The organism is Actinoplanes sp. G11-F43 (assembly GCF_050589265.1).
In the GTDB taxonomy this organism is placed as follows: domain Bacteria; phylum Actinomycetota; class Actinomycetes; order Mycobacteriales; family Micromonosporaceae; genus Actinoplanes.
On sequence record NZ_JBNZCE010000017.1, the window covers coordinates 92,313 to 105,890 of the forward strand.

Here is a 13,578-nt window from a genome sequence, read left to right on the forward strand (position 1 = left end):
GAGAACCGGGCGGCCACCGGGGATGCATACTGACCACGTGGTTATGGGCGATAATTCGGGTTTGTCATGAGGATCGCGCTTCTGGGGCCGATCGCCTGGCGCACACCTCCCCGGCACTACGGGCCATGGGAGCTGATCGCCGGCCTGATCGCCGGCGGACTGGCCGAACGCGGCGTCGACGTCACCCTCTTCGCGACGCTCGACTCGGTGACGAAGGCGACACTCGACGGCGTGGTGCCGGCCGGCTACGAGGAGGACGACGGGATCGACGGCCGGGTGTGGGAGGCGATCCACGTCGCGCACGCGCTGGCCCGGTCCGGCGAGTTCGATCTGGTCCACAATCATCTGGACTGGCTGCCGCTGGCCTTCTCGGCACACTGCCGGGCACCGATGCTGACCACCGTGCACGGCTTCTCCGGGCGCGACATCCTGCCCGCGTACCGCCGGGCCCGGTCGCACTTCGTCTCGATCTCGGACGCCGACCGCTCCCCCGACCTGGACTACCTGGCCACCGTGTACCACGGGGTCGATCTGGCCGGGCTGCCGTTCCACGCCGACGGCGGTGACGACCTGATCCTGTTCGGCCGGATCCACCCGGACAAGGGAACGGACATCGCCATCGAGATCGCGCGCCGGGCCGGCCGGCGACTGGTGATGTGCGGAATCGTGCAGGATCGCGACTATTTCGCCGAACGCGTGGAACCCCTGATCGACGGCGACCGGGTCGTCTATCTCGGCTCGGTCGGGCCGGAGGAACGGGGGACCGTCCTGGGTTCGGGCGCCGCGCTGTTGCATCCGATCCGGTTCGCCGAACCCTTCGGCCTTTCCGTGGTGGAGTCGATGGCCTGCGGGACGCCGGTGGTGGCGTACCGGAAAGGGTCCATGCCCGAAGTGGTGGACGAAGGGGTGACCGGGCGTCTGGTCGGCTCGGTGGACGAGGCCGTCGCGGCGGTGCGCGGGATCGCCGGGATCGACCGGGCGGCCTGCTCGGCGCGGGCCCGGCAGCGCTTCTCCGCCGAACGCATGGTTGACGACTACATGACGATTTACCGAAAAATCATCTGTTGAATACCTAGATCTTGTTAACGTCGCAATGTGAATTGCGCGTAAAACGGGCCGATTTCCGGCTCCTTTGTGCTGCTTTTGCGTCACACACACGCGCACCGAGGAGAAAGGCCCAGTCATGCCCGCGACATACGGGTTTTTGAGCACTTATCCCCCCACCCAATGCGGTTTGGCGACATTCAATGCGGCGCTGGCGACGCATCTGTCCCCGAGCGCCGGGACATCCGGGGTGGTCCGTCTCCTCAGCGACGACGACACCAGTGGCGGGATAGCGCTCGACCGGGCCGCCCCGAGGGTCGTGCACACCTGGAACACCGACCGGCCCGGCGGATGGGTCGCCGCCACCACCGCCCTCAACCGCTACGACATCGCGATCGTCCAGCACGAGTACGGCATCTATCCCGGCGACGCCGGCGACGAGGTGCTGCCGGTGCTGCGCGGCCTGCGGGTGCCGTCCATCGTGGTGCTGCACACCGTGCTCAGCCACCCGGACGATCGGCAGCGGTCCGTCCTGGAGGAGATCGCCGCGTCCGCCGACGCCGTGGTGACCATGACCGACACCGCCCGGCAACGCCTCACCGGCCACTACGCCGTCGACCCGCGCAAGATCACGGTGATTCCGCACGGGGCCGCCAGCCACAGCGGCACCCCGCGCGAGGACCACACCCGGCCGCACCTGCTGACCTGGGGGCTGCTCGGGCCGGGCAAGGGCATCGAGTGGGCGCTGCGAGCCCTGGCCTTCCTCGACGATCTCCAGCCCCGGCCGCTCTACACCGTCGCCGGGCGTACCCACCCGAAGGTCCTGGACCATCAGGGCGACGTCTACCGGGAGTCCCTGCGGGCGCTCGCCGCCGAGTTGGACATCGAGGACTGCGTCCGGTGGGTGGACGCCTACCTGGAACCCGCCGAACTGTCCCGGCTGATCCGGTCCGCCGACGCGGTGGTGCTGCCCTACGACTCCACCGAACAGGTCACCTCCGGGGTGCTGATCGAAGCGGTGGGCGCCGGGGTGCCGGTGGTCGCCACCGAGTTCCCGCACGCGGTCGAACTGCTCGCCGACGGGCCGGGCCTGCTCGTACCCCATCAGGATCCGGAGGCCATGGCGATGGCCGTCCGGCACGTGATCGCCGAACCCGGTCTCCCCGGGCGGCTGGCCGGCCTCGCCGGCGGGCCCACCCTGCGCTGGCCCGCGGTGGCCGCCCGCTACCAGGCGCTCGCCGCGCGCCTGGTCACCGACCGCCGGCCGTTCGCGGCCGAGACGATCCCCGCGTAGGCGTGGTGCAGACGCTGCGGCTGCTCCCGCCGCCCCTCCAGTTGCGTGACGTGCCCGAACCCCGCTGGGACCACGTGTTCCGGCTCTCCGACGACACCGGGCTGCTCGAACACGCCCGCGACGCGATCGCCCGTCGCGAACACGGCTACTGCGTCGACGACGTGTCCCGTGGGCTGCTCGTCATCGCCCGGGAACCCCGGCCCGGCCCGGAACTCGTCCGGCTGGCCGAGCGCTACCTGGCCTTCCTCACCCACGCCCAGGGCGCCGACGGCGGCTTCCGCAACCGGATGACCTGGGAACGCCACTGGCTCGACGAGCCCGGCTTCGGCGACTGGTGGGGACGGGCCATGTGGGGGCTCGGCACCGCCGCCGCACACGGCCCGAACGGCTGGATCCGGCGGGAGGCGGCCACCGCCTTCCGCCAGGGCCTGCAAGGACGCTCCACCTGGCCCCGGGCGATGGCGTTCGCGGCACTGGGCGCGGCCGAGATGCTGCGGGCCGGGCCGCACGACCCGGCGACCGCCGAACTGCTCGGCGACGCGGCCACCGTGATCGGGCTGCCCGGCTCCGATCCCACCTGGATGTGGCCCGAACCCGACCTGACGTACGCCAACCCGGCCCTCGCCGAAGTCCTCATCGACGCCGGCGACCTGCTCGGCGACGAAGCCCTGCTCGGCGACGGCCTGCGGATGCTGACCTGGCTGTGCGGCGTGCAGGAGTGCGACGGCCACCTGTCCACGGTCCCGGTCGGCGGTCTGCTGCGCGACGGCCCACGGCACCGCTTCGACCAGCAACCCATCGAAGCCGCGGCCACCGCCGACGCCTGTGCCGTCGCCGCCGCGGTCACCGGCGACGAACGCTGGGACGCCCCGCTGTTCCAGGCGATCACCTGGTTCCTCGGGGACAACGACACCGGATCCGTCATGTACGACGCGGATACTGGCGGATGTTATGACGGGTTGACGGCCAATGGTCCTAATCTGAACCAAGGAGCCGAATCCACTCTCGCGCTCGTCTCCACCTTCCAGCATGCCCGCACGCTGGCGAGCCGTAGCGCGACCCGACCGTCAGGCGGCCCGACGTGACTGCAACGGTGAACACCACGGACATCACCCGCCACAACCTCACCATGGCGCCGGACGGCCGGCGCGTCGTGATCAAACTGTTCGTACCGGGCGAGGACGCGCACGCCGTCCACAACCGGGCGTCCATGCTGATCGAACGGATCCTGCAACTCGACGAGAGCGACATCAACTCACTGCTCGACGACGTGCTCACCCGGTTCTCCGGGCGGCACCACGACATCCTCGGGGTCTTCCAGCACCACTACGAGGTGGTCCAGCACCGGGTGCCGCCCGAGATCGAACTCTCGCCCGCCGCGCGCACCCTGATCGGCGCCTACTTCAGCCACGAGTTCTCGGTCGAGGCCGCCGCCCTGTGCAACCCGTCCATGGTCCCGCACCCGGACCAGAGCGAACTGCTCCCCGGCGAACTCCGGGTCGCCCTCAGCCTGCGCCAGATCGGCGAAGGGCACATCTCGTCCGTCGGCTTCTGCTCGGCCATCCTCGGGCCCGGCGCGGCACTACGGCTGGAGGACCGGGACGGGCCACTGCTGATCGGGCAGCGGGTCGGCGCCAAACACATGCGGCACCAGCTCTGCGCCGCCCTCGCCGAAGAGGAGATCGACAACGAGGCTTCCGCGTACGTGCTCAACGCCCTGCCGGAACGCTACGACGACCACGAGTTCGAGGAGATCCTCGGCCACCTGCCGGCGGAACTCCTGGCCCGGCCCAGCACCCCGACCGCGCTGGAATCCATCCGGCGGATCGTCGGCTCCGACTACGCGGTCACCTTCCCGGCCACCGTCCCCCTGCACCAGCGGGTGCTGTGGCCGTCCACACCGACCGAGTCGCGGGGCATGGAGGACGCCCGGTTCGTTCAGGTCCTCGACCCGGACGGGCGGATGGCTTACCAGGCGACCTACACCGCGTACGACGGCTTCAACATCGCCGGCCGGGTGATCTTCACCCGGGATCTGCGGCACTTCGAGGTCACCACCCTGCACGGGCCGGCCGCCCGCAACAAGGGCATGGCCCTGTTCCCGCGCTACATCAACGGGCGGAAGTACGCGCTCTGCCGCTCGGACGGCGAGACCCTCGGCCTCAGCGTGCGCGACGAACAGCACCGGTGGCAGCACGTCGGCCCGGTGCTCCTGCCCCACCGCGGCTGGGATCTCATCCAGGTCGGCAACTGCGGCTCCCCGATCGAGACCGAGGCCGGATGGCTGGTGCTCACCCACGGGGTCGGGCCGATGCGCCGGTACGCCATCGGCGCCATGCTCCTCGACCTGGACGATCCGGCCAAGGTGATCGCCGACCTGCCGCAGGGGCTGATCGATCCGGACGAGATCGAGCGTGAGGGGTACGTGCCCAACGTCCTCTACTCGTGCGGCGGCCTGGTCCACGACGGGCGGTTCTGGCTGCCGTACGCCTCCAGTGACGTCCGGATCAGCTTCGCCAGCATGCCCCTGGACCGCCTCCTGCACCGCATGCAGCCGGTAACCCCATAGCCCACGTGGTGATCTGCGGTGCGCTGCGCGCCGCAGATCACCACAGCCCACGTGGAGATCTACGGTCCGCTGCGCCCCACAAATCACCACAGCCCACGTGGAGATCTACGGTCCGCTTCGCGCCACAAATCACCACAACCCGCGTGGTGATCTGCGGTCCGATTCGCGCCGCAGATCTCCACGCTCGGGTCGGTGGGTCAGACGGCTACCGCGGTGCCGGTCTGGGCGCTCTCGCGGGCCGCGTCCAGGATCTCCATGGCGCGGACCGAGTCCCACGGGTCCACCGGCAGCGGCGCGTTGCCGGCGACCGCCTCGGCCACCGCCGGGTAGAACGTGTCCCACCGGCCCCGGCAACTCTCCACCGGTGCGCCGGTGGCACCCCGGAACAGGTGGCCCCAGCGGTGCTCCGGCTCCACACCCCAGCGCTCGCCCATCTGGGCCGGCGTCTTGCCCGCCTTCAGCAGCGTCTCCTGGTAGTCCAGCTCCGGCGAGATGAACGTGCCGGCGGTGCCGGTCACCCGGAACCGGGGGCCCGGGCCGGCCTGCCGCCACGAGCCCCACAGGTGCGACTCGACACCACTGGTGTGGTGCAGGGCCAGGAAGAAGTCGTCGTCCAGCCCGCCGTCCGGACCGTGCAGCTCGGCGAACACCCGGTCGGCCGGGCCGTGCAGCTGCAGCGCCTGGTCGACCAGGTGGGAACCGAAGTCCAGCAGGGTGCCCCCACCGGCGGCACCGGGCAGCCGGTCCGGGGCCCAGCGCTCCACCCGGGACTCGAACCGGCGGACCGTGCCGAGCGAGCCGTTCTCCATCAGCTTGCGGATGGTCAGCAGGTCGGAGTCCCACCGCCGGTTCTGGTAGACGGTGAGCGGCACCCCCGCCTCCTCGGCCGTGGTGACCAGTTTGCGGGCGGAGTCCGCGTCCAGAGCGAACGGCTTGTCGACGACGACCGCCAGCCCGGCCTCGATCGCCTCCAGGGCGAGAGCCGCATGGGTGGCGGCCGGTGTGGAGATGGCCACGGCCTGGACCCCGTCGGCAGCCAGCGCCGCGATCGAGTCATACGTCGCGACACCCGGCAACTGCGCGGCCACCTGGGCCTGACGCTCCTCGGAGGTGGTCACCACACCGACGAATTCGATGTTCGCCGCGGACGCGATCAGCGGCGCGTGGAACACCCGGCCGCCGGTGCCGAAACCGACCAGCCCGAACTTCACCCGTTCGATCATGTCCGGAATTTTTACACATCGGTTGCCTGCCTGTTGCCAGCGATTTCACCGCTCACGTGTGATGCGCGAAACATTACTGAGCGTATGGGTCGATCTCTTGCCCGAACCGTGCGCCGACTCCGCACATCAGCCGCTTGATCTAGCGAAAGAGCAGGTGCCGCGCCTGTCGGATGGATGACGGCGACGGCCGATCGGCGACATCGGGATGAACAATTGCGGGATGGAACCCGCGCAGAAGGACCGGACGCCCTTTTCCGACATCGACGGTCTCCCCGCCCAGATGTCGGAGATCGTGCTCGACGCGCTCACCGCGATGGGCCGGCATCCGGAGATCCAGCGGGTCCGCCGGACCGCCCTCGACATGCTGCGCCCGGAGCCCGGCCAGCGGTTGCTGGACGCCGGTTCCGGCAGTGGCGAGGTGGCCCGGCTGCTGGCCGCCCGGGTCGGCCCGCGTGGCGAGGTGCTGGCGGTCGACCATTCGTCGGCGGTGACCGCGGCCGCGGTCAGCAGGCACGACGGCAGCAACGTGCACTACCTGACCGGCGACGCGGGCGACCTGAGCCTGCCGGACGCGCACGTCGACGGGGTGTGGTGCGAGCGGGTTCTGCAGCACGTCGACGACGCGGACGAGGTGATCGCCGAGCTGATCCGGGTGACCCGTCCCGGTGGCCGGATCTGCCTGGTGGACACCGACTGGGGGTCGCTGGCCTTCGACGGCATGCCGGCCGGCCTGGCCGACGTGGTGCTGGGCCACGTGCACGGCCACTTCACCCCACAACAGCACGACATGGGCCGCACGCTGCGCCGCCGGCTGGTGGCGGCGGGCCTGCGCGACCTGACGGCGACTCCGGTGACCTGCGTGTTCGCCACACCGGCTTCGGCGGCGGTGGTCCTGCCGATGGTCAACCCGGACGTCCCGGAGGACGCCTGGGCCACCCCACCCGGCCTGCGCGACGAGTGGCTGGCATGCGTCGAGGCAGCCGGCGCGAGCGGCACGTTCCTGGCAGTCCTGACGATCTGGGTAGCAACCGCCGCCACACAAAACTGATCAAAAACCCACAGACCCCGCCGCCGTACGCCCCCCGCCCGGCCCTCAGCTCACCACTCGCCACCCCCATCGGACCCGCGGGCTTGATCGGTCACGTGCTTGGGTGGACTCCGGCGTCCAGAACCCGGGCAGTCACCAGCACGTCCGCGAACCGCTCCGGAGTCAGGTCGAGCCCGCCGGAGATCCATGACAGCGTGGTGCCGGTCTTCTCGGTCATCGCCGTCAGCACCGCCCCGGGTGTCAGCCCGGCCGCCTGCAGCAACCGGATCTCCCGCGCGTTGATCCCGGGTGGCAGCGGCCCGTTGCCGAGGTCGGTCCCATACCGGACGGTCCCACCGAACCCGGCGAACCGCCGCAGGTTGTCGACGGCCACCTCGGCGGCCGGATCCGGATCGCCCCAGCCGTGGATGTCCAGCGTGCTGATCCACGTCATCCGCTGCGCGCACGCCCGGAGCAGACTGTCGTCGATCCGTTCGGTCCACGGCGTATGCGCGAGGACGTCGGCCCCCGCGGTGAACGCCGTCGCCACCGTCCCCGCCCCCTCCGCGTGCACGACCACCGGAAGCCCGGCGGCGTGTGCCGAGGTGACCAGCGCTTTCAGCACCGGCTGGGCGAGCTGCGGCCCGCCGGTGTGCGCGGTCACCTTGATCAGGGTCGCCCCGGCCGCCCACACCTCGGCGACCGCGGCACCGGCCTCGGCCGCCGACCCGATCTCCCGCCAACTGCCCGCGGCCGCCCACGAACGGTCGCTCGGATAACCACCCGGAGCGATCAGGAACGGTCCCGCATACCGGATCTTCGGCAACCCACCCGCTAGCCGGGCCCGCTGGGCCAAGTCGGAGACGGCCGCCGGAACCCCGCCCAGATCCCACACCTCGGCGATCCCACCGGCCCGGACCGTGCCCAGATCGACCAGCGCCGAATGCACATGGGCGTCGACCAGCCCCGGCAACAACGTCCCCGGGAACCGGCGGGTGCCCTCCCCACCGGGAGCCAACTCGGCCGGAACCGGCTTGACCACACCGTCCGGCGCGACCCGCAGCGCGACGCCCGTCCGGAGCCGCCCACCCCACCACACCGAATCCGCCAGCAGCCACTCGACCCGCCCGGTCCCACCCGGCCCAGCACTCACCGGGCCGCTTCCGGCCACGCCGATACCCGCCCCGCTGCCACCGTTTTCGGTGCTGGCCGGCGCCGGCGGTTCCCCGGGTCTTTTGCCGTGTGCCGGGTCGGATCTCTCCGGCAGTGGGGTCTCCTCGGCTCTCGTCACCGTCGGGCGAGGGCCGGAGGAGGCGCGGCGCAGCGCGGACAGCCCGCACCCGCCGCTCGCTCCGCCGCAGCAGCCCGCCGTCTCCTCGCTGTCGCTCGCGCAGATGGCCGGCACTCCGGACGACGATTCGACGCTCATCGTGGGCTCTTCTCCAGCAGCTCCCGCAGGACGGCCAGCCCCTGATAGACCTCGCTGAAGCTGGTGCTCAACGGTGCCGGCCCGATCCGCAGCCCGTCCGGCCGCCGGTAGTCGGGGATCACACCGCTGTCCCACAACGGTGCCAGCAGGGACTGGAACCCGTCGCGCCGCAGCGTCACGTGACCGCCGCGCCGGTCCGGATCCCGAGGACTGGCCACCTCCACGCCGTACGGCGCCAGCCACTCGTCGGCCAGGTCCAGCACGAACCCGGTGAGCAGCAACGACTTGGCCCGCACCGCCTCGATCCCGGCGTCGGCGAGCATGTCCAGGTTGGCATGCAGCGGCACCATCGCCAGGATCGGTGGCGTCCCGCTGAGCAGCGCCCGGGCACCCGCGGCCGGCTCGTAACCAGGCCCCATCTCGAATGCGGCCCGATGCCCCATCCAGCCCTGGATCGGCTGCCTCAGCTCCCCGAGCAGCTCCTGCCGCACATAGGCGAAGGCGGGTGCGCCGGGACCGCCGTTCAGATACTTGTACGAGCATCCGACGGCGAGATCCACACCCCACTCGTCGAGCCGGATCGGGACCGAACCGGCCGAGTGGCACAGGTCCCACATGGTCAGGGCACCGGCCGCGTGCGCGATCCGGTTGATCTCCGCGACGTCGGCCAGCCATCCCGACCGGTAGGCGACGTGACTGAACAGCACGAGCGCCGTGTCCTCGCCGACCACCTCAGCGACCTGGGACGGGTCGATTCCGGTGGCCGGATCGGTCTCGATCCACTCCAGGCGCAGGCCACGCTCGGCGGCGATGCCCTCCAGAACGTACCGGTCGGTCGGGAAGTTGTCGGTGTCCAGGATGACGGTGCGCCGTCCGGGACGCGCGTCCACGGCGGCCCGGGCCAGCTTGTAGAGGAGCACCGTCGTCGAGTCCGCGATCACGGTCTGCCCGGCGGCGGCCCCGAGCGCCGCCGCGCCGAGCCGGTCGCCGAGGGTGATCGGCCACTCCAGCCAACCCTCGTCCCAGCCACGGATCAGCCGGCCGCCCCACTGCTCACGGATGAACTCGTCCATCAGCCGGGCGGTCGCCTCCAGCGGCCGGCCCAGGGAGTTGCCGTCGAGGTAGGAGAGCAGCTCGGCGGGCGGTGGGGTGATGAACTGCCCCCGCAGCGCGGAGAGCGGATCCGCCGCGTCGAGTGCTGTGGCACGGGCCCGCAGGTCGTCGGTCAACGGGGCACTCCGATCTCGGTACGGACGGCGTAGAGCTCGGGGAAGAATGTCAGATCGAGAGCCGCCTTCAGGAAGGACACCCCACTGGAGCCGCCGGTCCCGCGCTTGACGCCGATCGTCCGCTCCACCGTCTTGAGGTGCCGGAACCGCCAGAGCTGGAAATTCTCCTCCAGATCCACGAGCTCCTCACAGGCCTCGTACACGTCCCAGTTCTGTTCGGCCTTCTCGTAGATCTCCTGGAAGACCGGGACCAGGTCGGGCTGGTACTCATACGCCTCGGTGACGTCGCGCTCCAGGATCGCCTCCGGCACCGGGTGCCCCCGCCGGGCCAGGAAGTGCAGGAACTCGTCGTAGACGCTCGGGCTGGTCAGCGTCTCCTCGAGGAGGGCGCGGGCGTCCGGCTGCTCGTCGAAGATCCGCAGCATGTCCCGGTTCTTGTTGCCGAGCAGGAACTCGATCGCGCGGTACTGATAGGACTGGAAACCCGATGAGGTGCCGAGGAAGCTGCGGAACTCCGCGTACTCCGTCGGGGTCAGCGTGGCCAGCACGGACCACTGCTCGGTGAGGGTGCGCTGGATGTGCTTGACCCGGGCCAGCCCTTTGAGCGCCGGCCGGAGCTCGTCCTTCGCCAGGTACTGCCGCACCGCGAACAACTCGTGGACGATCAGTTTCAGCCAGAGCTCCGACGTCTGGTGCTGCACGATGAACAGCAGCTCGTCGTGATGCTCCGGAACGCTGACCGGGCGTTGCGCTCCGAGGATGTCGTCCAGGCGGAGATACTCACCGTACGAGAGATTGACCTTGAAGCTTGTGACTATGCCGTTTTCCAACGGGCGCTGTGCGGACATGACGAATCCTCCTCGACTTCAGCAGATCACAGCTCGCCCTGGTAGACCCATCGGCCGTCGTGCCGGACGAACCGGCTCTTCTCGGCCAGCACCCCCGGCCGGCCGCCGTCGACGTAGTGCGCGCGGAACTCGACGGTCCCCTCCGCGTCGAAGACGCCTCCACCGCTGTGATCCACCACCTCCAGGCGGGTCCAGCGAAGCCCGGACTCCGTCCCGATGCTCTGCGGCCGCGTCTCCGGATGCCAGGTCGCCAGCACATAATCACTGTTGTCCAGCGCGTAGGCGCTGAAACGCGAGCGCATCAGGGTCTCCGGATCGGCCGCGGCCTTGCCGTCGTGCAGGGGGCCACAACAGCTTGAATACGCCCCGCCGCCGCACGGGCAGAGCGAGGGGAGCGTCCTGGTCCTGGGGGATCTGCGAGCCATGGCGCCAAGTCTCCCCCACGCCTCGGGGCGCGCCAGAAGTTATCCACAGTCCCTGTTTATCCACAGGCCGGAACACGGCCCCGGCCGATTCCCGGTACTGATGTGCGCATGTTCGTCACGACAACGGCGCCCGAGCCGTCAGCCGGCCTGCTGCTCCACCACGATTCCGCTGATCACCTTCTGGCAGCGGTCAAGCTCCTCGATGAGTCCCTGCATCTCCTCGATCGCCGAGACCGCGTTCTGGGTGTCCGCCCGGATCCCCCCGACCTGGGTTCCGATCTCGCTGGTCGCCGTCGCGGTCTCGTTCGCGAGATCCTTGACCTCGCTGGCCACCACGGCGAAGCCCCGGCCCGCCTCACCCGCCCGCGCCGCCTCGATCGTCGCATTCAGCGCGAGCAGGTTGGTCTGCTTGGCGATCGTCGCGATCAGCTGCACGACCTTGCCGATCTCGGTGCTGCTGGCCTCCAGCCGCTGGATCACCCGCACCGCCGTCTCGGCCGCGCGCACGGCGGCGTCGGTGGCCGCGGCCATGTCGTTGCTGACGTTGGCCAGCCGGTGCACCGAGTCCCGTTGTCGATCCTGCGCGGACCAGTCCTGCTGGCCGTTGGAGGACCAGCCATCGTTCTGATCCCAGTCGGACATGGCGGAGGCGACCCCTTTCTCCTGATCGCTCAAAACATCCCATCCCGCCCAGTGGCCGCGAAGCGTTTTGCCCGGATCCAGCGAACCCTCTATCCCTCATTCCGGACGTCGGGGTCGGTCCAGGCCCATCAAGGCGGTTCGCAGTCGGTCGCAGTGGCCGCCGAGGGCCGGACGGGCTCGCTCGGCCAGCGCCGACAGGACCGTCCACGTCCGCTTCCCCGCATCCGCGCGGACCGGCGGCTCCACCGCCACCGCTGGGGAGGCCGGCCCGGGCTCTCCCTCGTCCCCCGTCTGCCCGAGGTGGTCGACCTGAGCGAGGCCACCGTGCGGCGCGGGGACATCAGACCGCGCGAGGCCGTCGAGGCGGACAGAGCCACCGGGCCGGGTGAGGTCGCCGGGCGGGCGGAGAGCGTCAGGCAGGGCTCGTTCATCGGGCGGACGGAGGTTGCTGAGCCGGGCGAGTTCGTCAGAGGTCAGAGCACCGTCCGGCGCGGAGAGCCCGTCGAGATACAGGCGGGGATCACGCAGAGCCGGGATCAGGTCCAGGGCCTCGGCGCGGCCGCGACGGGCGAGCAGGGGCTCGGGATCGGCGGCCAGGACGAGTGCCCCGGCCATCCGGGGGATCACGCCGCGGGCCGACAGCAGGCGGTGACCGGCAAGGCGCAGTTCCGGCCGCGGGTCGGTCAGGAGACGCCAGGGCAGTTCGAGCGGGAGCCGACGGTGGTGACCCCGCACCGTACGACGGCCGGCACCGGATCGGTGAGCAGCGGAATCGCTTCATCGAGCGGCACCGAGTCGAGGAGCGCCAAGGACCGCGCAGCGGCGGCCCGCACCCGGCCGTCGACATGGGTGACCAGCGGAGTCAGAAGCGGGACGTCACGCCGATCGCCCATCTCGGCGAGGCCGATGAGCAGTTCAGGGGTGGGTGCGACGGCGATCGCGGCCCGATATCGACCCGCGGCGTCGGCGGTGCGACTCCGGGCATAGGCGCGGATCAACGGGCTTGGGTCATCCAGATATGCGGATAGCTCATCTTCGTGACCGAGGTCGGCGAGACCGACCAGTGCGAGCGACCGGACCGCGGCCCAGCGCACCCCGGCCAGCTTCCGCAGCGCCGCCACGTCACCCCGCCGAACGGCCTCCACCCGGACCGACTCAGCCGCCCGCGACCTCACCAGCGGGTCCGGGTCGGTCAGAGCGAAACCCAGCAGATCGGAGTACGTCCATCGACCCAGACGATCCCCAATGGTGTACGCCAGTCGCCGCCCGCGCTGGTCACCAACCCGCAGCAGTATCGGGGCGACCCGGTCGAACTCATCCTCGACGAGTTTCTCGACGATTCGCAGAGCCGCGCCGCCCCGCCGGCGGCCGGACAGATAGGAGGCCATCGGCAACACCGCCCACAACACCTCGCCGGGCCGCTCCCGCAGGATCGTGGTCAGCGCGTCCTGGGCGCGGGACCGCACCTGCCACACCCAGTCGTCGCAGCGCAGCACCAGGAAGGGCAGGTGTTCGGGCAGAACACGAGCCGCCATGATCGCGACAGCCTGTTCCCGGCCATGCCCGTCCGGGTCGAACCCGGCCAGCGCCACAGCGATCGGCCCCGCAGCCCCCGAATCCGGGGCAATGTCTGAGGACGGGACGCCTTGGGCCGAGAGACCCGAATCCGACACGCCTCGGGCCGAGCCCTTCGGAGAGGAGACGCTTGGGAACGAGAGTTTTGCCAGTGCGCGGGACCAGTTTCCCCGTCGGGAGCCGGCCGACGATGCCACTGCCACCCGGTGGATCCCCTCCCACTGCTCATCGTCGCGCCACCAGGAGGAACGGGCGCGTTCATCCAATCTGGCC

13 protein-coding genes are annotated in these 13,578 nt (G+C 70.5%); 5 read left to right on the forward strand and 8 right to left on the reverse strand.

Translation table 11 applies throughout. The annotated features are described in order from the left end of the window. Positions 1-66: 66 nt before the first annotated feature. From ACQ0O7_RS19280 to ACQ0O7_RS19295, 4 genes are all read left to right on the forward strand, one after another. Positions 67-1,068, forward strand: a complete 1,002-nt coding sequence (locus tag ACQ0O7_RS19280) for a glycosyltransferase family 4 protein (protein WP_430783511.1) — start codon at positions 67-69, stop codon at positions 1,066-1,068. 115 nt (positions 1,069-1,183) lie between these two features. Beyond that, entirely contained in the window at positions 1,184-2,338 is a 1,155-nt protein-coding gene (locus ACQ0O7_RS19285; protein WP_430783512.1) for a glycosyltransferase, read from the forward strand. Positions 2,339-2,340: 2 nt separating this feature from the next. After that, positions 2,341-3,423 carry a glycosyltransferase gene (locus tag ACQ0O7_RS19290; protein ID WP_430783513.1) on the forward strand — a complete coding sequence of 361 codons (1,083 nt, stop codon included), beginning with the start codon at positions 2,341-2,343 and terminating at the stop codon, positions 3,421-3,423. Positions 3,424-3,467: 44 nt separating this feature from the next. Further along, entirely contained in the window at positions 3,468-4,907 is a 1,440-nt protein-coding gene (locus ACQ0O7_RS19295) for a glycoside hydrolase family 130 protein (RefSeq protein ID WP_430784002.1), read from the forward strand. A gap of 197 nt (positions 4,908-5,104) precedes the next feature. Here ACQ0O7_RS19295 and ACQ0O7_RS19300 read toward each other — a convergent pair whose 3' ends face one another. Beyond that, a complete protein-coding gene (locus tag ACQ0O7_RS19300; protein WP_430783514.1) occupies positions 5,105-6,130 on the reverse strand; it encodes a Gfo/Idh/MocA family protein in 1,026 nt (341 codons plus the stop codon). Positions 6,131-6,350: 220 nt separating this feature from the next. On the opposite strand from ACQ0O7_RS19300, the gene ACQ0O7_RS19305 reads away from it, so the two are divergent. Next, the gene (locus ACQ0O7_RS19305) at positions 6,351-7,178 is read left to right on the forward strand and encodes a methyltransferase domain-containing protein (protein WP_430783515.1); all 828 of its coding nucleotides are present in this window, start codon (positions 6,351-6,353) and stop codon (positions 7,176-7,178) included. Between the two features lie 91 nt (positions 7,179-7,269). On the opposite strand, the gene ACQ0O7_RS19310 is transcribed toward ACQ0O7_RS19305, so the two are convergent. The 7 genes from ACQ0O7_RS19310 to ACQ0O7_RS19340 form a co-directional block, all read right to left on the reverse strand. Beyond that, on the reverse strand, positions 7,270-8,586 hold the full coding sequence (locus tag ACQ0O7_RS19310; protein WP_430783516.1) for an amidohydrolase family protein: 1,317 nt from the start codon (positions 8,584-8,586) through the stop codon (positions 7,270-7,272). Continuing rightward, positions 8,583-9,815 (reverse strand): kynureninase, encoded by a 1,233-nt coding sequence (kynU, locus tag ACQ0O7_RS19315; protein WP_430783517.1) that lies wholly within the window; start codon positions 9,813-9,815, stop codon positions 8,583-8,585. Before kynU ends, ACQ0O7_RS19310 begins: the two co-directional genes overlap by 4 nt. Continuing rightward, entirely contained in the window at positions 9,812-10,663 is an 852-nt protein-coding gene (kynA, locus tag ACQ0O7_RS19320; RefSeq protein WP_430783518.1) for a tryptophan 2,3-dioxygenase, read from the reverse strand. Before kynA ends, kynU begins: the two co-directional genes overlap by 4 nt. A 26-nt stretch (positions 10,664-10,689) precedes the next feature. Beyond that, complete coding sequence (locus ACQ0O7_RS19325; RefSeq protein WP_430783519.1) at positions 10,690-11,088, reverse strand: YchJ family protein; 399 nt, start codon at positions 11,086-11,088, stop codon at positions 10,690-10,692. A gap of 138 nt (positions 11,089-11,226) precedes the next feature. Further along, on the reverse strand, positions 11,227-11,730 hold the full coding sequence (locus ACQ0O7_RS19330; RefSeq protein WP_430783520.1) for a methyl-accepting chemotaxis protein: 504 nt from the start codon (positions 11,728-11,730) through the stop codon (positions 11,227-11,229). 96 nt (positions 11,731-11,826) lie between these two features. Continuing rightward, complete coding sequence (locus tag ACQ0O7_RS19335) at positions 11,827-12,465, reverse strand: hypothetical protein (RefSeq protein WP_430783521.1); 639 nt, start codon at positions 12,463-12,465, stop codon at positions 11,827-11,829. Further along, positions 12,414-13,265, reverse strand: coding sequence for a hypothetical protein (locus ACQ0O7_RS19340; RefSeq protein WP_430783522.1), 852 nt, complete (start codon positions 13,263-13,265; stop codon positions 12,414-12,416). Before ACQ0O7_RS19340 ends, ACQ0O7_RS19335 begins: the two co-directional genes overlap by 52 nt. Positions 13,266-13,578 lie beyond the last annotated feature (313 nt).